Raw genomic sequence first — 18724 nt, 5'->3', positions numbered from 1 at the left:
ACGGACGGTCGGCGCCGGACCGGGCCAACGGCCCCGGCCGGCACGGGAGAAGAGGACACACGCGATGGAGATCGGCGTACTGGGCACCGGCAGCATGGCCGACGCGCTCGCCACCCACTGGGCGCGCGCCGGGCACCGGGTGACCATCGGCGGGCGGGACGCGCAGCGGGCCGAAAGGCTCGCCGCCCGCATCGGCCACGGCGCGCGGGCGGCCGGTCTGCGCGAGGCGGCGGCCTGCGGCGAGGCGGTGCTGGCCGCACTGCCCTTCGGGGCGGGTGCCGAGGTGGTGCGGGAGCTGAGCCCGGAGCTGGCGGGCCGGGTGCTGATCGACTGCGCCAACCCGGTCGGGCCGGGCTTTCGCCTGCTGACGCAGGGCGGCCCCTCGGCCGCGCAGCGCCTGGCCGCGGCGGCGCCGCACGCCCGCGTCGTCAAGGCCTTCAACCTCTGCCACGAGGACGTCTGGCGGATGCGGCCGCCGGTGTTCGACGGCCGGCGGCTGGCCGTGCCGCTGTGCGGGGACGACGGGGCGGCCCTGGCGTGCGTGCGCGGGCTGGTCGTGGACGCGGGCTGCGAACCCGTCTCCGGCGGCGGCCTCGAACGGGCGGCGCTCCTGGAGGCGACGGCCGCGCTGTTCATCGCGCTGTGGGTCGGCGAGGGGGCGGACGCGCAGGCGATCGCGCCGCCGCTGGCGTACGCGACCGGGCCGGGAGCCGGGGGGACGGCGGACGGCGGGTGACGGTCCGGAGGTGACCGGCGGGTGGTTGCATCCCGCGGGCTGCGCTGGCAAGTGATCGTCCGGCCGATTCCGGCCCGGCCCGGCGGGCCGGCGCGGCCGGGCGGCGGCCGGTGCGGAGGTGAACGCCCGGTCCGTCGAAGCGGGTGGGCCACGCCGCTTGACGCCATCGAATCGGGTGGTCCAGACCACCAGGGGCGCCCGGGTCGGTGCTCTCAACTCCCCTGGTGGACGGTGGATGTGGCGAAGCGTCCGACCGCCTCCGGCTCCGGTGATCGACTGTTTCCTGCCAAATTGGTCTCGACCATTGCCTCGAATCCGGGATTCCGGAAGGCTCGCAGCCGCAACGCCGGGAGCGGACCCCGGCGTTCCCGTCAGAGGGAGGAAGACACCGACATGGCACTGCGCAAAGCGGTTTCCACCATGGCCCTGGCCGGCCTGCTCACCGTCGCCGGCGGCCTGACGGCCGCCCCCGCCGCCCAGGCGTCCACCACGAGGACCACCGGATACACCTACATCGGCATGTACCCGAGCGGCGCCGCCTGCGAGGCCGCCGGCCGCGCCTACGTGACCCGCGGGGAGGCCGTCGGCTACTTCTGCGACGTCGCCCCCACCACGGCCCGCCTCTCGGTCTGGTTCTACTGACCGGTCCGGACGCCGGGCGGGCCGGCCCGCCCGGCGCCCGGCGTCAACCCGGCAGACGACGACCCGGGCACACCGCCGTCACAGCTCCAGCGCGCCGATCTCGCGCACCGTCCCGGCGAGCGCCCGGACCAGGTCGTTCTCGGCGTCGCTGCGCCACACCAGCGCGTACGAGAGCGTCCCCATGTCGGGCAGCGGCAGCCAGAGCACGTCGGACATCGACCAGTGGCGGGTGACGTGCGCCGGGAAAGGGTGGACGATCTCCCCGGTGCCGACCAGGTGGATCAGCTCGTCCGGGCCGGTGACCGGCTCGATGCGCTCGATCGTCCGGCCCCGCGGCGTGTGGAAGGACAGGTAGCCGTCCTCCCAGTAGTCGGGCATGTCGGGGGCGGTGGCGTGGGCGAAGTCGGCCAGCGCCTCGAAGGGGACGCAGTCGCGGCCGGCGAGTTCGTGGTCGGCGGCGACGGCCAGGACGCGGCGGTCGCGCAGCAGGACCGGACCGACCGTGAGATCGGACTCCTCCACCGGCAGCCACGAGACCAGCACGTCCATGTCGCCCTCGCGCAGCCGGGCGAACGGGTCGATGAACGGCGCCCGGCGCAGCTGCAGCTCCCACTGCGGATGCCGGGAGCGGAAGGCCCGCCAGTAGCCGTGCAGGTCGGGCACGTTGAAGGGCAGCATGCCCACGCGCAGCCGCTCCGTCTTGCCGCGCACGGCCAGCCGGGCCCGCTCCAGGCTCGCACGCAGATCCGCGTAGACCGGCTGCAGATCGGCGCGCAGCTGGTGGCCCAGCGGCGTCAACCGGACCTGGCGGCGGTTGGAGCGGTCGAACAGCAGGCCGCCGAGCTGTCTCTCCTGACGGCCGATCACCTGGCTGACACGCGCCTGGGTGAGGTGCAGTCTGGCGGCGGCCCGGCCGAAGTGCAGCTCCTCGGCCAGGGTCAGAAAGACCTCGATGTCGCGTATCTCCATGGGCCAGCGGCCTCCCGTCATAAGCCTGAGTGATGGGATCCTACGGATCTTCGGCCTTGATGATCACTGCGGGTGGCCGGAAGATCGACGGCAGGGCCGACACCCGGCGACCGCGGACCAAGCCCGGCCGCGGGGCCGGGACTTCACCGCCCCACGCCCGCCCATGCCCGCCCGACCCAGGACAGGAGCGCACCACCCGTGCACACCGCCGACACCGCCGCCGAGGCCCCCGCCGGCACCACCGGCCGCATCTGGCTCATCACCGGCGCCAGCCGCGGCCTCGGCCACGCCTTCGCCCGCGCCGCGCTCGCCGCCGGCGACCGCGTCGCCCTCGTCGCCCGCACCCTCGCCCCGCTCGAGGAGCTCGCCGCCGCCCACCCCGGCCGCGTCCTGCCCCTGCAGGCCGACCTGACCGACCGCGCCGCGGCGTTCGCCGCCGTCACCGCCGCCGCCGACCACTACGGACGGCTCGACATCGCCGTCAACAACGCCGGAATGCTCTCCATGGGCATGGTCGAGGAGTTCACCGAGGCCGAGGCCCGGGCCCAACTCGACATCAACTTCTTCGGCGCACTGTGGATCAGCCAGGCCGTCATGCCCGTCCTGCGCCGCCAGGGCGCCGGCCACCTCGTCCAGGTCTCCAGCATCGCCGCCCTCGGCGGCTTCCCCAGCACCGGCCTCTACAGCGCCAGCAAGTTCGCCCTCGAGGGCCTCAGCGAGGCCCTCGCCACGGAGGCGGCCGCCTTCGGCGCCAAGGTCAGCATCATCCAGCCCGGCGGCTACTGGACCGACCTCTACACCGCCATGCACAGCACCACCCCCCTCGACGCCTACGCCCCGCTGCGCGAGGAACTCGCCAAGCAGTTCGCCGAGGGCTCCGTCGACAGCGACCCCGAGCTCGCCGCCACCGCCCTGCTCGCACTCGTCGACAGCGACCGGCCGCCGCTGCGCCTGCTCCTCGGCAGCATGGTCTACGACCTCGCGTTCGACATCGCCCGCACCCGGATGGAGACCTGGGCGGCGTGGGAGCCGGTCAGCCGCGCCGCGGAGCGGGCGACCGCCGCACCGGGGACCGCCGCACCGGGGACCGCCGCACCGGCGGACCGTGCACCGGCGGACGGACCGGTGGCGGACGGGCCCGCGACGGACGGACCGGTGGCGGACCGCACCGGGGCCTGACCAGGGGGGCCGCAGCATGTCGTTCCGCACCACGTCCGAGGTCGTCCACCGCTTCAACCGGGCCTTCATCGAGCACGACGCCTCGCTGCTCGCCGACCTGGTCGCCGAGGACTGCGTGGCCGAGGCCACCTGGCCCGCCCCCGACGGGACCCGCTACGAGGGGCGCGCCGCGTGCCTGGCGCTGTGGCGGGCGCTCGCCGAGGACCGCACGTGGCGGTTCGAGCCGGAGGCGGTGGTGATCACCGGTGAACGGGCGACGGTCCGCTGGCGCCACCACTACGGCGACGGCCCCGGCGACACGGTGCGCCGCGTCCACCTCACGCTGGTCCGGGACGGGCTGATCGTCGAGTGCCTGGGCTACAGCAAGTCCCCGGACGGCAGTTGAGCCTTCCGCCCCGGCCCCCGCCCCGCCCCCAGGGCCGGGGCGGGGGCCGGGCGGGTGCGAGGATACGGGGGTGTACCGGTACCTGAGCGTCCGCTCGGACGCCCGCCACCGCGCGGGCGTGCCGGCCTGCGTGCTGGTGGAGCACCTGGACGCGGCGCCCGGCCTGCGCAGGAGCGACGCGGCCTGTTACCTGGCCGCCGACGGCCACCACTGGCTCAGCGTGGTCCTCGCCGCCTGCGACGACGCCGGGAACCACGCCGTCCACGAAGGCCGGGTGGCCGACCGGATCAACCTGGTCGAGCTGATCTGCTCCTCGGCCGACGGCCGCCCCGGCCACGACGCCGCACTCGCCCGGGCCGCGGGGGTCGCCGACCTCCTCGGCTGGGAGGTGGTCGACTCCGACACCGGTGAACTCCTGCACGGCGGCGGCCCGTCGGCCGTCGCCGCCGCGGCACGGTGCACCGCCGGCTGCCCGACCTGTTCGGGTGTCGACGGCGCGGCTGGGTCCGGATCCTGAGCGGACGCAAGGCTGACGGCAGTGCAGGGGACGCGGACCACGGCACGATCGGCGGCGGCTACGCCGACTACCTCCGGCGCCCGGACGCGCGGATCGAGCAGGCCCTCACCGCGGCCCCTGGGTACGGCCCGCACCGTGGTCAACGTCGGTGCCGGGGACGGGTCCTACGAGTCGCCGGCGTTCGAGTCGCCGGCGTTCGAGGTGACGGCGTTCGAGCCGTCGGCGTGACCTCCGTCCCGGCCTGACTCCTCCGGGCCGGTCTCACTGCGCCGTCCGACGCCGTCCCCTCAACTCGGCGAGCCAGAGCCGCACCTGCGCGTCGTCGTGGAGGTAGCAGCCGTGGCCCGCACCCGCGGGAAGGTCGATTCCGTGCAGCAGGCTCAGCGCCCACCAGGAAAGGTCGTCCCACCCCAGCTCGTCCCGCTTCACCCACTCCGCGGCCCAGCGGTCGACTTCGTCCCGGGTGCGGCGGCCCTCGACGAGTCCGACGAAACGGTCTTCGATCTCGTCGAGGTCCGGCTGGGGAACGGCGCTCATGGCCCAACCGTACACGCAGGGCGGACGGCGCCTGATGCGGCACCAGCGCTGCGGGTGCGCGTCGTGGCGCGCTCTCCGCCCGTGGCCGGCCGGTCCGCGGAGTCCGTCGATCCCGGCCGTGCGGGCTTTCGGGGCCGAGCCCCCCGGGGGCCGGTCCGCCGTCGTGAAGAGGCCGCCGGTCGGCGGGAGGCGGTCGGGCGCGTCATCACAGGTGACAAACACGGCGACGCCGGCGGCCGTCGCCGGGATACTGGTCGCCCGTGACTCCTCCCCGGCGTAAGCGCCGGGGCTTCTCGTTAAGCCGATACGGCTTCGCGACGGACCAGCCCGGCCCGTAGAACGTTGATGGCTCCCACTGTGTCGGCGTGCGCCTGGTGGCCGCAGCTGACGCAGTGGAAGGTCTCCTGGGTGGGCCGGTTCTCCTTCGCGGTGTGCCCGCAGGGAGGGCAGGTGCGGGAGGTGTTGCGAGGGTCCACGGCGATCACTTCCCGTCCGGCGCTTTCAGCCTTGGCGTGCAGGATCGTCAGGAACACCCCCCATCCGGCATCCGAGATCGAGTGGTTGAGGCCGGCCTTGGCCGCCGTGCCGTTGGGCAGGAAGGTGTCCGGCGTCTCGGGGTCGGGCTTCGGTGCGGGGGACCGCAGCATGGTACGGATCTTGAGGTCTTCGTGCGCGATGAAGTCATGCTGACGCACGAGGCCGAGTGCAGTCTTGTGGGCGTGGTCGAGGCGTTGGCGGCGCACCTTGCGGTGAAGGTCCGCGACCCTGTGAACGGCCTTCTGGTGGTTCCCGGTGCGCCGGTCACGACGGACGCGGGGGAACTTCGACAGTGCACGCTGTGCGGCTTCGAGCTTCGCAGCGGCCTTCCGGCCGTGGCGTGGATTCTCGATGTGGTCACCGTTGGATGTGGTGAGGAACGACGCTATGCCCATGTCGATGCCGACCACGCTACGGGTCAGGGGAAGCGGTTCGGGCTGGGCCTGCTCGGCGGTCAGCACCACATACCAGTGCTTGCCCTCGCGCTTGACGCTGACGGTCTTGACCTTGCCGGCCACTGGCCGGTGCTGGTTGACCTTGACGTGACCCACACCCTGGAAGCGGACGCGGGTCACCGGGTCGTGCGGGGTGGAATCCCACCGGCAGCCGTCCCCATCCTTGGGGCATCGTCAAGGAGTACATCGAAGGCCAGAAGCGGCCCGTCTGACCGTCACCCCGGAGCCGCAGCCAACTCCGCCGCTTCGCGGCTCCGGGCCAAGGATCGCATTCCCGCCCGGCCTAAAGGCCGGGATTCCCTGCGAAGATCGGGGGATGGATGAGGTCGAGGTCGTCGTCGCCCATTCCGAGCGCGCGACCCTGCGCGTCGGCGACGTGTTCCTGAAGGTGGACGCCGATCAGGCGCGCATCGACACCGAGGTCGAGGTGTTGTCCCTCGCGCCGGTTCCGACCCCGCGGGTCCTGTGGCGCGCGCCGCACGTCCTCGCGATCGCCGCGGTCCCGGGGACGACGCTCGGGCGCCTCGGCGGGCCGTCGACCGGGTCGCCGGCGGCGTGGGCCGCGGCGGGCGCCGCCATCCGGCGGCTGCACGACGCGCCGCCGCCGCCCTGGCCCGGCCGGGCGGGCCGCAGCGCGGTCGCGCTGGCGGCCGAACTCGACGAGGAGTGCGGGGCGCTCGTGACGAGCGGCCTGCTGCCCGCCGACCTGGTCACCCGCAACCGCCGGATCGCCGAGGCCGCGCTCCGGCCGTGGACCGCGGCGTTCACGCACGGCGACCTGCAGATCGCCCACGTCTTCGTCGACGGCGACGAGGTCACCGGCATCATCGACTGGTCCGAGGCGGGCCGGGGCGACGCCCTGTCCGACCTGGCCACCTTCACGCTCGGACACGAGGAGCGCCTCGATGACGTCCTCGCCGGCTACGGCACCGACGTCGATCGCGAGGTGATCCGCGCGTGGTGGTCGTTGCGAAGCCTGCTGGTGGTCCGCTGGCTGAGCGAGCACGGCTTCGACCCGTTCGCACCGGGCTGTGAGGTCGACGTGCTGAAGTCCCGGATGTGAGGCGGGCAGGGACGGAGCCGTCCCCGTGCGGACGCGGCCGGAGCCGAGCGCTGCGCGGGAGATGTCCGGCAGGTCTGCGGCCCGCGGTCCGGACAGCGCCCGCGCAGGCGCTGCCCGGACCCCGGCCCGTTCCGGCCCCGCGGCCGTCGCCGCCAGGCCGTCCCCGAGCCGAGCCCGGCTCCCGGCTCCGGCGCCCGGCCGGGAAGTCCTACGCGCCGTCGGGCAGTGGGGTCCGCGCGGGCCGGTCCTGGGCCGTCGCGGCCGGGGCGGGGCGGCGGGTGCGCTGCGCCCAGGCGGCGACCGGCGGTCCGGCTGCGCCCAGGGCGGCGAAGAACACGCCGAGCAGCAGCCAGCCCGCCTGCCCGAGCCCGAGGACCGCCGTGGTGAGGACCAGCGGGGCCAGCGCCTGTCCGGCGTTGAAGCCGACGCCGAGGAAGCCCTGGTACTGCCCCTGGGCGTGGTCGGGGGCCAGGCCGAAGCCGAGCGCGTAGCCGCCCGAGGACTCCCACACCTCTCCGAGGCTGTGCACGACGACGGCGAGGACGGCGAGCCCCGGCGCGACCCAGACCGGAACGTCCGCGGTCAGGGCCATCAACGGGCAGCTGACCAGGAAGAGCAGTCCGGCGAGGCGCAGCGCCCGGCCGCCCTGGCCGGTGGTCTCCACCCGGGAGCCGATCCTGCTCTGCAGCAGCACGCACACCCCGCTGTTGACGGCGTTGACCGCCGCCACCGTCCAGCGGGGCGCGTCGGTGTGGGCGGAGAGCCAGATCGGCAGGAGCAGGGAGACGGTCTGGTACTGCAGGCCCATCGCGCCGTAGAGCGCGACGAAGGTCAGGTAGGGCCGGTCGGACAGGACGGCCGCGTGGTGGTGCTCCTCGGGCCGGGGCAGCGGCCGGTAGTTCGGGACGCCGCGCAGGGCGATCAGGGCGGCGCAGGCGAAGCTGGCGGCGTTGGCGAGGATGAGCGCGGTGTACGCCTGGCGGGTGCCGACCGACACGGCGACGGCGGCGCCGAGGGTGCCCGTCACCACGCCGAGGTTGACGAAGGTGCGCAGCTTCGCGCGGAAGGCGGCCGGGTGGTCCCCGCCGGCGCGGGCGACGAGCGCTCCGCCCGCGGCCCCGCCCGCCGTCGCCGCCAGGCGGTCCAGGGTGGCGATGAGCGTGAACGTGCCCCAGTCGTGGATGAGGACGAACGCGGCCATCGTCGCGGCCTGCAGGGCGACGGCCGTCAGCCAGACGGTGCGCGGCCCGTAGCGGTCGGCCAGGTTCCCGGCCGGGACCCCGGCCAGCAGCCCGACCAGCGCGGCGACGGTGAGGCCGACCCCGACCTGCGCGGCGGGCAGGTGCACCACCAGCGTGAAGTAGAGCACCGCGGCGGTGTTGAACAGCCCGTTGCCCACCCGGCTGACGAAGCTCGCGACGATCAGGGCGCGCTGCGGACCACCCGGCCCCAGCACGCCGGACATCCGTGACCCGGCGCTCTTCATGATCATGTCGAACAGGCTAACAGCGGCTCCCGGGGCCCTTTTCGAACCGGGCCGTCCGGGCCGCACCGTGCGGAGGTGCGCATTCGCCGGGCGGCGAGCGGGAGTTGGGGCAGGATTGGTCCATGGCGAAGGTCAGGCGCAACCGGTTCACCGGGCCGCCGATGATGTTCACGCTGCTGGCGGGGATGACGGCGCTGGGCGGTGCGGGGTTCGTGCTGCTGCTCGTTTTCGGGGCGGGCGTCTGGGCCGTCGTCGGGATGGCCGCCGCCGTTGTGCTGGCCCTGGCCGGGGTGCTCGGCGCGCTGTTCCTGGCCGTGATCCTCGACGGGTTCAAGAACAACCTGCGCTGAGCGGTCCGACGGGGCCGGGCGCGCGGCCGCCGCCCGCCGGACGGCCCCGGGGGCGTCACAGCGCGCTGTGGGCCAGGCGGATCAGGCCGCTGCGCATCCGCTGCTCGCCGAGTTCGGGCAGGAGCGCGGCGACGTGGTCGGCGGCCAGGGCGGCGAGCAGGGCGTGGGCGGTCTGGTCGGGGTCGGGTGCGCCGGCGAGCAGGATCGCCAGGTGGCGGTGCCAGAACCGGTAGGCCCCGATGCGGTAGCGGGCGCCAGGGGTGGCGGTCTCGGACATCCGGACCAGCGCCAGGTGCTCCAGCAGGTAGTCGAAGTACGCGTCGATGAACGCGGTCAGGCGCTCGGGCGCCGGGGCTCCGGGGCCGAGCGGCGGCGGCCCGTGCAGGATCCCCTCCTGGAGGACGCGCTCGCGGGCGTCCAGGAGGGCGACGGCGAGCCCCGACTTGTCGCCGAAGCGGCGGAACAGGGTGCCCTTGCCGACGCCGGCGGCCGCGGCGATCTGGTCCATGGACACGGCCTCGACGCCCAGTTCGGCGAAGAGCTTCGCGGCGGCGTCCAGTACCGCGGCCCGGTTGCGGGCCGCGTCGGCACGTTCCCTGGGCGGCGGGGTGCGCAGCAGGTCGAGGGGGATTGCCGAACCGGACTGTGGTCCGTTACTGTCGTGAGCCATAAGAGGACTGTAGTCCGATTCCTTCGGAGGTAGCGACATGACCGCACTCATCACCCGTGACGAACTGGCCGCGGCGATCGAAGCCGACACCGTCACCGTCGTCGACGCGCTCGGCGGCGCCTACTACGACCAGCAGCACCTGCCCGGCGCACTGGCCCTCGTCCTTGCCGACGTGGACGCCCACGCCCCCGCGCTGCTGCCCGACCGCGACGCCGCGATCGTCACCTACTGCTCCAACCCCGCGTGCCCCAACAGCGGCCAGGTCGCCGACCGGCTGACCGCCCTCGGCTACCGCAACGTGCGCAAGTACCGCGAGGGCATCCAGGACTGGGTCGAGGCGGGCCTGCCGGTCGAGACCGCCTGAGCCGGAGCAGTGCGGGGGGCGGGGTCGGGAAGTGGGGCCGGGGAGTGGGAAGTCGCCCCCGCCGACTTCCCACTCCCCGGCCCCGCTCCCCGGCCCCGGCCGGTCCGGTGCCGGGCCGCCCGCCCCGGCCGCCCCGGGATCAGCCCGGCAGCTGGCTGCTGCAGCCCGACAGCCAGTCGCCCAGCTCGCGCTCCAGCGGGTCGTCGTTGCCGTGCCCGGCGTTGTACCGCGCACTGATCACGGACTTGATGGCGCCGCCCGTCAGCGGGCCGACGATGCCGTCACCGCGCAGGCCGTGCGAGTTCTGGAAGTCCACGACGGCGTCGTAGGTGAGGTTGCCGAAACTGCCGTCCGGTTCCAGTCCCGCGGCGTCCACGTCGTCGAGGGCGCGCTGGAGGCACTTCACGTTCGGACCGGACATGCCCTTCGAGATGCTGCCCGCGGCGTTGGCGGAACCGACGGTCAGGGCGAGCGCGGCGGCCGCGCCCACGGCCAGGGTGGCGGCGCGGCGCGTCCAGGTGTGCATGCGCATGGTGGTCTCTCCTCGGGTCTGCAGGGTGCCGTCCCGGCGGCGGATCTCCCGCCCCCGCCGCAGGGACGGCTCGGTGGCGATGCCGATGACGATGCGTCAGTCGCGCGCCCCTGGGCCAGGGTTTCGGCCCTCGCCGAATCCCCGCCGGATCCCTTGTCGCGGGCCGGTGCCGCGGCCCAGGATCGACAGGTGCTGACCATCCACCTCACCGAGCAGGACCTCGCGCGCACCCGGATCGCGCCGACGGCCGACATGTCCGCGGAGCTGTCGCTGAGCCTCCACCTGCTGGCGACCCGCCGCTCCGAGCACCGGCTCGGCCAGTGGCGCGAGCAGCTCGGACAGCGCTGGAAGCCGCGCTCGGCGATGCTGTTCGACCTGTTCTCGGCCACCGCCGTCCCGGAGTTCCTCACCGTACGCCCGGACGGCCGCGACACCGCCGAGGCCACCGCGGACGCGCTGGACCGCGCCGGCCGCCACTACCTCGGCGCGCTCGGACGCCTGCGGCGGCTGACCCCGTTCGCCCGGGACCTCGCCGCCGGGGACCGCAGGTCACGGCTGCTGCTCGGCGACCTCACCGCGGAGTACCAGACGGCGGCGATCACCCCGTACCGGGAGCGGATCGATGCGCGCGTGGCCGCCGAACACCGCTACCGGACACGGCAGCTGGCCACCGCCGGCCTGGACGAGGTGCTGGCCACGCTGCACCCCGCCGTGCGCTGGCAGCGGCCCTTCCTGCACCTGCCCGGCGCGCGCTGCCCGGTCGAACTCGACCCCGCGGGCCGCGGCCTGCTCCTCCAGCCGGCCGTCTTCGCCCCCGGCCGCCCGGTGGTCGCCGCACTCGAGACCCCGGGCGCGCAGCCCGTCCTGATCTACCCCGTGCCCGCCGGCCGGCGCCCGCTCACCGACGACCGGCCCGGCCCCCGCCCGGCCCTGACGGCGCTCCTGGGCCGCACCAGGGCGGCCGCCCTCGGCATCCTGGCCGCCGACGGCCCGCTGAGCACCGGCGACCTGGCCACCGCACTCGGCCTCGCCCCGGCCACCGCCAGCGAGCACGCCGGCATCCTGGCCGAGGCCGGACTGACCGCCAAGGAGCGCCGGGGCGGCACCGTGGTGCACCACCTCACCCTGCTGGGCGAGGTCCTGCTGCGCGGCGGCGTCGAGGACGCCGCGCAGAGCGCGTCACGCCAGCTGGCGGGCGGCGGCGAGGGCTGACGCAGGATCCGCAAGCCCCCGCAGGGCCGCCCACACCTCCGGGGCGCAGGGGCCGTCAGGCGGACGCACCGAGTGCGTGGACGCCGCCGTTGAGGGTGCTGCGGAAGACCGTCGTGCCGGTGGCCGCGAGTGAGACCCGGGTGTACTCGGTGTCGCTGCGGAGCTTCTCCGGCGCGTCCTGCCAGCGGAGCTTTCCGGTGTCGAGCGCGTAGGCGAACAGCCGCTCGTCGTTGGTGCCGACGTAGACGCCGCCCTCGGCGACGGTCATCGAGCTCTCCCCGCGGCCCAGGCCGGCGACCACGGAGCTCTGCCAGCGGGGTTCACCGGTCTCGGTGTCGAACCCGGTCAGCCGCGTTCCGCTGAGGAAGCAGGCCGTCCCGCCCGCGACCGACAGCGGGCAGTTGGTCGCGCCGCGCTGCGTGCGCCGCCAGCGCACCCGGCCGGTGGCCGCGTCGAGCGAGGAGACCCCGGTGGTGGCCGCCGCCCCGGTGGCGTGGGCGAACAGGACGGCGCCCCGGTGGACGAGCGGCGTGCTGCCGGTGGGGACGAGGGTGTCCTCCGTCCAGCGCGGCCCACCGGTGCGCGCGTCGAACGCACGGACCCCGGCGGCCGCGCCGGCCGCGTACACGCCGTCACCGTCCGCGGCGAGGTGGCCGCTGACATCGGCGGCCCTGCTCCAGCGGGTCTCGCCGGTGGCCGCGTCGTAGGCATGCAGCGAGCCGCCGTGGACGGCGTAGACGGTACCGCCGCCGAGCGCGGGGCCCGTCCCCCAGGGCAGGTCGCTCCACTCGGGGACGGGCACCTGCCAGCGCGGCTCGCCGGTGGCCGCGTCGAAGGCCTGCAGACCGGTCGTGCCGGTGACGCACACCACGCCGCTCCCGACGACGGCCGGCCGCCCGCCGATGCTCTCGGTGACCGGGTCGGGGGCACCGACCGTCCGGCTCCAGCGCACCGCGCCGGTTCCCGGGTCGAGCGCGCGCACGGTGCCGTCGTACCCCGAGACGTAGACGGCCTGCTGCGGGCCGTCGGCCAGCAGGACCCGCCCGCTCGCGGCCGTGGTGTCCCAGAGCCGGGGGCCGCGCTCGGCGCCGCGGTCCGCCCACCACCGGGCACCGCCCACGAGGGCGAGGGCGCCCACGCCCCCGGCGGCGCTGAGCAGGAGCCGCCTGCGGTTGATCGGGGGCCGGGCCGGGGGGTTCTGGACTGCTGCGTCGGGGTTCACATCGAACATGACTTCGTAGCCGGACCTTTCGGTTCCCCGCACCCGCACCCGCACCCGCGGCCACCGGCCGCGGGCAACGGGACGCCCGGCCTCAGGTGCCATCCGGTGGACCATCAGGATCCGAAAGAGCGAACCTGGTGCCCGCCCACCCGTCCGCGGCCGTCCGGCGAGCCGCTGCGCCCCCTGCAGCGTCTCCGCAGTCTCCGGACGTGCGCGGGCAACGAACCATCCGAGGAGCCCTGTCGATGTCACAACCCGGATCCGGATCCGCCGAGGTCCCCGCCTACCTCTCCGGCATCGCCCGCGCCTTCCCCGCGGTCTCCTGCCTCGTCACCGACCCGGACGGCCGCATCCTGCTCGTCCGCAGCTTCAACCGCGAGCCGTGGGGCTGCCCCGGCGGCGTGATCGACACCGGCGAGACCCCCGAACAGGCCGCGGAGCGGGAGCTCCTGGAGGAGACGGGGCTACGCCTGAGCGCCGGGCGGCTGCTCCACATCGCCTGGGCCAGCGGCGACGGCAGCGACCTGCCGAACATGCCGGGCGTCCAGTTCTACTTCGATCTGGGCACCGTCGCGCTTCCCCACCCGCCGCTGCGCCTCCAGCCGGACGAGATCCGCGACGCCGCCTGGGTCGCCCCCGACGACCTCCCCGCCTACACGGGTGCCCTGCGCCTCTCCCGGCTGCGCGCCGCCCTGGCCGCGCGCGCCGGCGGCGAGGTCCGCGTCCTCTCGGCCACCCGCGCCGAGCTGGCCGCGGACGCGGCGGCCTACGCCGCGACGCTGCGCACCGGACGCGGCCCCGACGCCCCCGGGTCCTGGCAGGGCGGCCCCGTCTCCGGATCCTCCCCACTGGTGCAGCGGGAGGACCGGCTCCGCACCCGGCGCGCGACATTGATTGAATGATAGGGTGTGGGTATCATTTGTGCATGCTGTATCAGACGCCCCGCCTCGAGACCGTTGACCATCAGGTCCTGGAACAGATCAACTCCATGCGGGACCAGCTGCGGCACGCCGTTCAACAGGCCCCCATGAAATGGACGCTCGACCTGCGCAAGGCCCTCACGGCCAGTGCCATCGCAGCCTCGAACACCATCGAGGGCTATCGGGTCGACGCGCGGGACGTCGCCGACCTGATGGACGGCGAGCGCGAGGTCGAGGCCAGCGACGAGAACAAGACGGAGACCCTGGCCTATCAGCAGGCCATGACCTATATCCAGTCCCTCCATGACGCCGCTGACTTCCGCTACAGCAAGGAACTGCTCAACGCTCTGCACTGGATGCTCCAAGGCCACCACCACCCGCTCAAGACTGCCGGCCAGTGGCGTAGGACCGCCATCCGGATCACGGCCCCCGGTGACGAGCTCGCCACGGACTACGAGGGGCCGGACCACGAATCGCTGCCCGGCCTGATGGGTGAGCTCGTCGGCTGGCTCAACGAGGGCGACCTCGAAATCCACGTCCTCGTGCGGGCCGCGATGGCGCACCTCAACCTGGTGAAGATCCACCCGTGGTCGGACGGCAACGGCCGGATGTCCCGTTCCCTGCAGACCCTCCTGATCGCCCGGGGAGGAGTCCTCGCTCCCGAGTTCTCCTCGATCGAAGAGTGGCTGGGTATGCCCGGCAACACGTGGGAGTACTACAAGGTGCTGCGCGAGGTCGGCGGGCCGGTCTGGTCGCCCCAGCGGGAGACTCTGCCGTGGATCAAGTTCAACCTCCTCGCGTACCACCAGCAGGCGCAGCGGGTCCAGCGCCGTGTCGACCGGTCCAACAACTGCTGGACGCAGCTCATCGAGGCGGCTGACCGCTACGGGATCACCGAGCGGCAGACGACCGCTCTGCACGAAGTGGCGATGGTGGGGCGGGTGCGCCGCTCGCGCTACGAGAAGGCCGAGGCGATCAACACCCAGCAGGCGACGAGGGACCTGCAGGCTCTGACCAAGGCGGAGTTGCTGACAGCGGTGGGGCAGACCAAGGGCCGTCACTACGTTGCCGGCCCCCGATTTCCGCAGGAGGTCCTGGAAACCGCCCAACGGCACCACACCATCGTCGATCCGTACTCCGCCGCGTGACAGGCCGACCGGGGAGCTCTCCCCGGTCAGCCGGACGGCGACGCGCGGGACGGTGCGCCGGCTCGTTGGAGCGGGGGTGTGCGAGCTCGCCGGTCCCGAACAGCTCGACTTGCCGCCGGGGCCGTGGCCGGCGGGCCCAGCCGGCGCGGCGGCCGACGCGCTGGTCGCGGTGGCAGCCGAACCGGAAACGGACCGACTGACCGCCACCCCCGAGGTCTTCAGCCTCGAAACGCTGGAACGCTGGTACGCCTCCCGTGCCGAGCACCCCGATCGGCTGGTGACGCAGCCGCTCACGCAGGGGCAGGCAGGTCGATCCGCGCGAGCTTGGCCGGGTCGACCACTGCCGTGATGGCGGTGATCCGGCCGTCGGTGACGGTGAACGCGAGGACCGAGAGCGGGGTGCCGTCCTCGCGCCAGGAGAGGACGCCGGGACGGCCGTCCACGAGCGCCGCCCTGCCCAGGGCGGCCGCGCCGGCGGCCAGCTGCGCGCCGGCGGCGACCTTGGTGGCGCCGAGGGTGACGACCACACCGCCGGGGGTGTCGACGGTGAGCCTCACCTCGGGGTCGAGCACGCGGAGCAGACCGTCGAAGTCGCCACCGCGGGCCGCCGCCAGGAAGGCGCCAACCACCTCGCGCTGTTCCCGGCCCGCGCGAATCGGCCGCTCGGTCGCCCGGACCTTTCGGCGCGCGCGGCTGGCGAGCATCTTGGCGGCGTCGGTGGACCTGCCGAGGATGCGTCCGATCTCGTCGAACGGCACCGCGAACAGGTCGTGCAGCACGAACGCCAGCCGCTCGCCGGGCCGGAGCGAGTCGAGGACGACCAGGAGCGCGAGCCCGAGCGAGTCGGCGAGCACCGCGTCGTCGTCCGGGGCGGGGGCGTCGTCGAGCGTCACCACGAGTTCGGGCAGCTGGTCGTCGTAGGACGCCTCGGGGCGGGTCCGGCGCGAGCGCAGGACGTCGAGGCTGATCCGGCCGACCACGGTGGTCAGCCAGCCGGAGAGGTTCTCGATGACCGCCGCGTCCTGGCGGGAGAGCCGCAGCCAGGCCTCCTGGACCACGTCCTCGGCGTCGGCGTGCGAGCCGAGCACGCGGTGGGCGACCGCGCGCAGCCGGTCGCGCTGGGACTCGAACGCCTGGGCCACCGGGTCCGTCGAGCCGGTCTCGAACATGTTGTTACCTTCCCCGAATCCGTTCCGTCATGGGTGATGACGGGTCCGGACGGGCCCGGGTAACCACTGAAGGAGCAGACCTGATGGAACCACGCCTCAAGGGTGCGATGAACCCCGACCTGATGACCGCGATCCAGCACCTCCACAAGGCGGTAGCCGCCGGAGGTGTCGACCGGCGCCTCCTGTCGCTGGTCCACCTGCGCGCCAGTCAGGTCAACGGCTGTGCGCCGTGCGTGTTCGCCACCGTCTCGGGCGCGAAGAAGGCCGGGGAGACGGACGAGCGGCTGCACCACGTGGTCGCGTGGCGCGAGACGCCGTTCTTCACCGACGAGGAGCGGGCGGCGCTCGCGCTGACCGAGGCCGCCACCCGCATCCAGGACGGCGCCCCCGGTGTGACCGACGAGATCTGGGATGCCGCCGCCGACCACTTCACCGGGGAGCAGCTGAACGCGATCATCCTGGAGATCGCCATGACCGGCTTCTTCAACCGGATCAACCACACGATCCGGGAACAGGCCGGCAAGAGCTGGTGAGCCCACCAGGGCGTCGTCCACGAGGGACGACGCCCCGGTGGCCGGCCGGCGCGGCGAGGGCCACGAACCCGACGACCAGCAGGGCCCGTTCGAGTGGGAAGTCGGCGAGACCGACTTCCCGCTCCTCACCAGACCCGCTGGCGAGCCGTGAATGCGCCCCACCTCGTCGCTCTCGTCCGAGCCGGAGCCCACGTCGAACGCGGCTGCCCCGTGGAACGGCCGAACACGACCGCAGCATGAACCATGAACAGGGTGGCGGACCTGCCTCGAAGTCCGAGATCATCCGCTCATGTCGGATGACACACCGGGACAGGACCTCCCCGCCGGCTTCGGGTTCCGCCCGTACCGGGGCGAGGAGGACCACGGCCCCATGGCCGCGGTGCGGCTGGGATGTGTCGAACGGGACGGGGTCGACACCCGTTCGGTTGTGGAAGTGCTCCCGACGGCGGCCGGGATCGCCGAGGCCTCCGCCAAGCTGGACGAGCCGTCCGAGAACCAGGTCCTGGTGGTACGCGGCGGGAGCGTCGTCGGATACTCGACGATCCGGTGGTGGCAGGAGCGGGACGATACGTGGCTTTACCTGCACCGCGGTTACCTCGTGCCCGAGCATCGCGACCAGGGCATCGGGTCAGCCATGCTGCGCTGGGCCGAAGAGCGGATCGGCCGGCTCGTCGAAGACCATGGCACGGCTCGGACTGCAGTGATCGGTGCGAACGCCACGGTCTCCGAGCAGGACGCCACGGCGCTTCTGCTCGCAGCCGGCTACCGACGTGTCTTCAGCCTGGTCGAGCTGGAGCTGGGCGATCTGCACCAGTTGCCCGAACGAGGCAGCGAACTCCCGGCCGGGATAAGGACGGGGCCGATCGGGACCGGCCACTACCGCGCGGCCTGGAGGACGGTCGTCGAGTCGTACGCGGAAACCGGTTTCACTCGGAAATGGACCTTCCAGGACTTCGTCGACACCGCCGACCCGGCATGCTGGAGGGCTGCCTGGAGGGGGCGGGAGATGCTCGGCGTGGCCCTCTGCTCCATCCGCAACCACGACCACACCGTGGGCGAGGTGGAAGAGCTGAGCGTCCGAACGGACCGGCGACGCCTCGGAATCGGCCGGATCCTGCTGCTGGAAGGGCTGCGAAGCCTTCGCGAGCAGGGTGCAACGACGGCCAGGCTGTACACGGGCACGGCGAATCCCCACCGGTCCTACGATCTTTACGAGAGCGTGGGGTTCCGGAGACAGAACGAGTATGTCCGCTACCGCAAGCCGCTCGCTTGATCGACCAGCCGTTGGACTGTCCGGCCGATCCACACTTGTCGTCGGCCATGTCATGCCCTCCTGTGCCGTCCAGAGCTACCCCTGCCCAGGCTTCCCACTCCGGCGGTGGCTTGCCGGTTCAGTCGAACTCGCCGGTGCGGACGGCGGGATCGCAGGCGCGGCAGCCGATTTCGCCGTGAGCCGGCTGGTGCGGCGGATTCGCTCAACCTCAGGTGGAGTCGGATCGAATGTCGCGGCCCCGGGACCAGAGTTCCTCGGCGTGCTCGGAGAAGCGGTCGAACATGCCGTTCTCCTCGCTGCGCCGGAAGTGCATCATCGGTGAGTCGTGGCCGACGGCCCGGGCGAGATGCGGGGTGACGAGGGCGTGATCGTCGAAGCGGAACACCGAGAGGCCGACATGGTTCGGACCGTCCTCCTCCGCGCTGAAGCGGGCCTCGACGCCCTCGGTGTCGGAGAGCTTGCCCAGGTTCTCCAGGGTGACCCTGATCCGCGTGGACACCGTGAGGGCGACATCCTCGATCAGCTCACGCCTGCGGGTCGTCTCGGAGCCGGGATCTCCGAGAAGGAACCGGATGCGGCAGCCGCTCTCGGCTTTGCGGCGGAGAGTCTGCAGGAGGGCTGGCTGCTCCAGCCAGACGAAGTAGTTGGTGTACCCGCAGAGGAAGACGTCGGCACTGGCCTCGGCGATCAGCTGCGCCCACACCGACTTCGGGCAGGCCGAACGGTAGGGGTAGACCGCGAGCACCTCGCGGTCGTGGCCGGCCTTGAGGTTCATGTGGTGGGTGTCGGACCAGACCACTCGTTCACCAACCTTGAGGTAGAGAC

21 protein-coding genes and 1 pseudogene are annotated in these 18724 nt (G+C 73.4%); 13 read left to right on the top strand and 9 right to left on the bottom strand.

The window, feature by feature from the left end; all coding sequences use genetic code 11:
• Positions 1-64: 64 nt before the first annotated feature.
• Both ACIRS1_RS06575 and ACIRS1_RS06570 read left to right on the top strand, forming a co-directional pair.
• On the top strand, positions 65-736 hold the full coding sequence (locus ACIRS1_RS06575) for an NADPH-dependent F420 reductase (protein ID WP_402837370.1): 672 nt from the start codon (positions 65-67) through the stop codon (positions 734-736).
• A 393-nt stretch (positions 737-1129) separates the two neighbouring features.
• Positions 1130-1378 carry a hypothetical protein gene (locus ACIRS1_RS06570; protein WP_402837368.1) on the top strand — a complete coding sequence of 83 codons (249 nt, stop codon included), beginning with the start codon at positions 1130-1132 and terminating at the stop codon, positions 1376-1378.
• Between the two features lie 78 nt (positions 1379-1456).
• Here ACIRS1_RS06570 and ACIRS1_RS06565 read toward each other — a convergent pair whose 3' ends face one another.
• Positions 1457-2347 (bottom strand): LysR family transcriptional regulator, encoded by an 891-nt coding sequence (locus ACIRS1_RS06565; protein WP_402837366.1) that lies wholly within the window; start codon positions 2345-2347, stop codon positions 1457-1459.
• A 198-nt stretch (positions 2348-2545) separates the two neighbouring features.
• Here ACIRS1_RS06565 and ACIRS1_RS06560 point away from each other — a divergent pair, with 198 nt between their 5' ends.
• The 3 genes from ACIRS1_RS06560 to ACIRS1_RS06550 all read left to right on the top strand — a co-directional run bounded on the left by ACIRS1_RS06560 (position 2546) and on the right by ACIRS1_RS06550 (position 4428).
• Entirely contained in the window at positions 2546-3526 is a 981-nt protein-coding gene (locus ACIRS1_RS06560; RefSeq protein WP_402837364.1) for an SDR family NAD(P)-dependent oxidoreductase, read from the top strand.
• A gap of 16 nt (positions 3527-3542) precedes the next feature.
• Positions 3543-3911: a nuclear transport factor 2 family protein gene (locus ACIRS1_RS06555; protein ID WP_387902750.1), complete on the top strand. Its 369-nt coding sequence runs from the start codon at positions 3543-3545 to the stop codon at positions 3909-3911.
• 70 nt (positions 3912-3981) lie between these two features.
• On the top strand, positions 3982-4428 hold the full coding sequence (locus ACIRS1_RS06550; protein WP_402837362.1) for a hypothetical protein: 447 nt from the start codon (positions 3982-3984) through the stop codon (positions 4426-4428).
• Positions 4429-4689: 261 nt separating this feature from the next.
• Here the strand turns inward: ACIRS1_RS06550 and ACIRS1_RS06545 are convergent, their stop codons facing one another.
• Positions 4690-4965: a hypothetical protein gene (locus ACIRS1_RS06545; protein ID WP_402837360.1), complete on the bottom strand. Its 276-nt coding sequence runs from the start codon at positions 4963-4965 to the stop codon at positions 4690-4692.
• A gap of 296 nt (positions 4966-5261) precedes the next feature.
• Positions 5262-6125 (bottom strand): annotated as a pseudogene (locus ACIRS1_RS06540) (RNA-guided endonuclease InsQ/TnpB family protein); the annotation flags it as partial.
• A gap of 148 nt (positions 6126-6273) precedes the next feature.
• Between ACIRS1_RS06540 and ACIRS1_RS06535 the strand changes: the two are divergent.
• Positions 6274-7020, top strand: coding sequence for a phosphotransferase family protein (locus ACIRS1_RS06535; protein ID WP_402837358.1), 747 nt, complete (start codon positions 6274-6276; stop codon positions 7018-7020).
• Positions 7021-7228: 208 nt separating this feature from the next.
• On the opposite strand, the gene ACIRS1_RS06530 is transcribed toward ACIRS1_RS06535, so the two are convergent.
• Complete coding sequence (locus ACIRS1_RS06530) at positions 7229-8512, bottom strand: MFS transporter (protein ID WP_402837356.1); 1284 nt, start codon at positions 8510-8512, stop codon at positions 7229-7231.
• A 116-nt stretch (positions 8513-8628) separates the two neighbouring features.
• On the opposite strand from ACIRS1_RS06530, the gene ACIRS1_RS06525 reads away from it, so the two are divergent.
• Positions 8629-8856: a hypothetical protein gene (locus tag ACIRS1_RS06525; RefSeq protein WP_402837355.1), complete on the top strand. Its 228-nt coding sequence runs from the start codon at positions 8629-8631 to the stop codon at positions 8854-8856.
• Positions 8857-8911: 55 nt separating this feature from the next.
• Here the strand turns inward: ACIRS1_RS06525 and ACIRS1_RS06520 are convergent, their stop codons facing one another.
• Positions 8912-9526: a TetR/AcrR family transcriptional regulator gene (locus tag ACIRS1_RS06520; RefSeq protein WP_402837353.1), complete on the bottom strand. Its 615-nt coding sequence runs from the start codon at positions 9524-9526 to the stop codon at positions 8912-8914.
• A gap of 37 nt (positions 9527-9563) precedes the next feature.
• On the opposite strand from ACIRS1_RS06520, the gene ACIRS1_RS06515 reads away from it, so the two are divergent.
• Positions 9564-9890, top strand: a complete 327-nt coding sequence (locus ACIRS1_RS06515; RefSeq protein ID WP_402837351.1) for a rhodanese-like domain-containing protein — start codon at positions 9564-9566, stop codon at positions 9888-9890.
• 139 nt (positions 9891-10029) lie between these two features.
• Here ACIRS1_RS06515 and ACIRS1_RS06510 read toward each other — a convergent pair whose 3' ends face one another.
• Positions 10030-10422: a peptidoglycan-binding protein gene (locus ACIRS1_RS06510; protein WP_402837349.1), complete on the bottom strand. Its 393-nt coding sequence runs from the start codon at positions 10420-10422 to the stop codon at positions 10030-10032.
• 189 nt (positions 10423-10611) lie between these two features.
• Here ACIRS1_RS06510 and ACIRS1_RS06505 point away from each other — a divergent pair, with 189 nt between their 5' ends.
• Positions 10612-11634 carry a hypothetical protein gene (locus ACIRS1_RS06505; protein WP_402837347.1) on the top strand — a complete coding sequence of 341 codons (1023 nt, stop codon included), beginning with the start codon at positions 10612-10614 and terminating at the stop codon, positions 11632-11634.
• A gap of 55 nt (positions 11635-11689) precedes the next feature.
• Here the strand turns inward: ACIRS1_RS06505 and ACIRS1_RS06500 are convergent, their stop codons facing one another.
• Complete coding sequence (locus ACIRS1_RS06500) at positions 11690-12865, bottom strand: PQQ-binding-like beta-propeller repeat protein (RefSeq protein WP_402837345.1); 1176 nt, start codon at positions 12863-12865, stop codon at positions 11690-11692.
• Positions 12866-13101: 236 nt separating this feature from the next.
• On the opposite strand from ACIRS1_RS06500, the gene ACIRS1_RS06495 reads away from it, so the two are divergent.
• Together ACIRS1_RS06495 and ACIRS1_RS06490 are read left to right on the top strand one after the other, a co-directional pair.
• Entirely contained in the window at positions 13102-13758 is a 657-nt protein-coding gene (locus tag ACIRS1_RS06495; RefSeq protein ID WP_402837343.1) for an NUDIX domain-containing protein, read from the top strand.
• Between the two features lie 23 nt (positions 13759-13781).
• Positions 13782-14924, top strand: a complete 1143-nt coding sequence (locus ACIRS1_RS06490; RefSeq protein ID WP_402837341.1) for a Fic family protein — start codon at positions 13782-13784, stop codon at positions 14922-14924.
• Positions 14925-15214: 290 nt separating this feature from the next.
• Here the strand turns inward: ACIRS1_RS06490 and ACIRS1_RS06485 are convergent, their stop codons facing one another.
• Entirely contained in the window at positions 15215-16093 is an 879-nt protein-coding gene (locus tag ACIRS1_RS06485; protein WP_402837339.1) for a sigma-70 family RNA polymerase sigma factor, read from the bottom strand.
• A gap of 83 nt (positions 16094-16176) precedes the next feature.
• On the opposite strand from ACIRS1_RS06485, the gene ACIRS1_RS06480 reads away from it, so the two are divergent.
• Positions 16177-16626 carry a carboxymuconolactone decarboxylase family protein gene (locus ACIRS1_RS06480; RefSeq protein WP_402837337.1) on the top strand — a complete coding sequence of 150 codons (450 nt, stop codon included), beginning with the start codon at positions 16177-16179 and terminating at the stop codon, positions 16624-16626.
• Positions 16627-16915: 289 nt separating this feature from the next.
• The gene (locus ACIRS1_RS06475) at positions 16916-17899 is read left to right on the top strand and encodes a GNAT family N-acetyltransferase (protein WP_402837335.1); all 984 of its coding nucleotides are present in this window, start codon (positions 16916-16918) and stop codon (positions 17897-17899) included.
• A gap of 208 nt (positions 17900-18107) precedes the next feature.
• Here the strand turns inward: ACIRS1_RS06475 and ACIRS1_RS06470 are convergent, their stop codons facing one another.
• Positions 18108-18698, bottom strand: a complete 591-nt coding sequence (locus ACIRS1_RS06470; protein WP_396317065.1) for a DUF5919 domain-containing protein — start codon at positions 18696-18698, stop codon at positions 18108-18110.
• Between the last annotated feature and the right edge of the window lie 26 nt (positions 18699-18724).

This window comes from Kitasatospora sp. NPDC101176 (assembly GCF_044768035.1).
Taxonomy (GTDB): domain Bacteria; phylum Actinomycetota; class Actinomycetes; order Streptomycetales; family Streptomycetaceae; genus Kitasatospora.
Note: the sequence above shows the minus strand (reverse complement) of the source record. Positions and strands in the feature narration are given on the sequence as shown.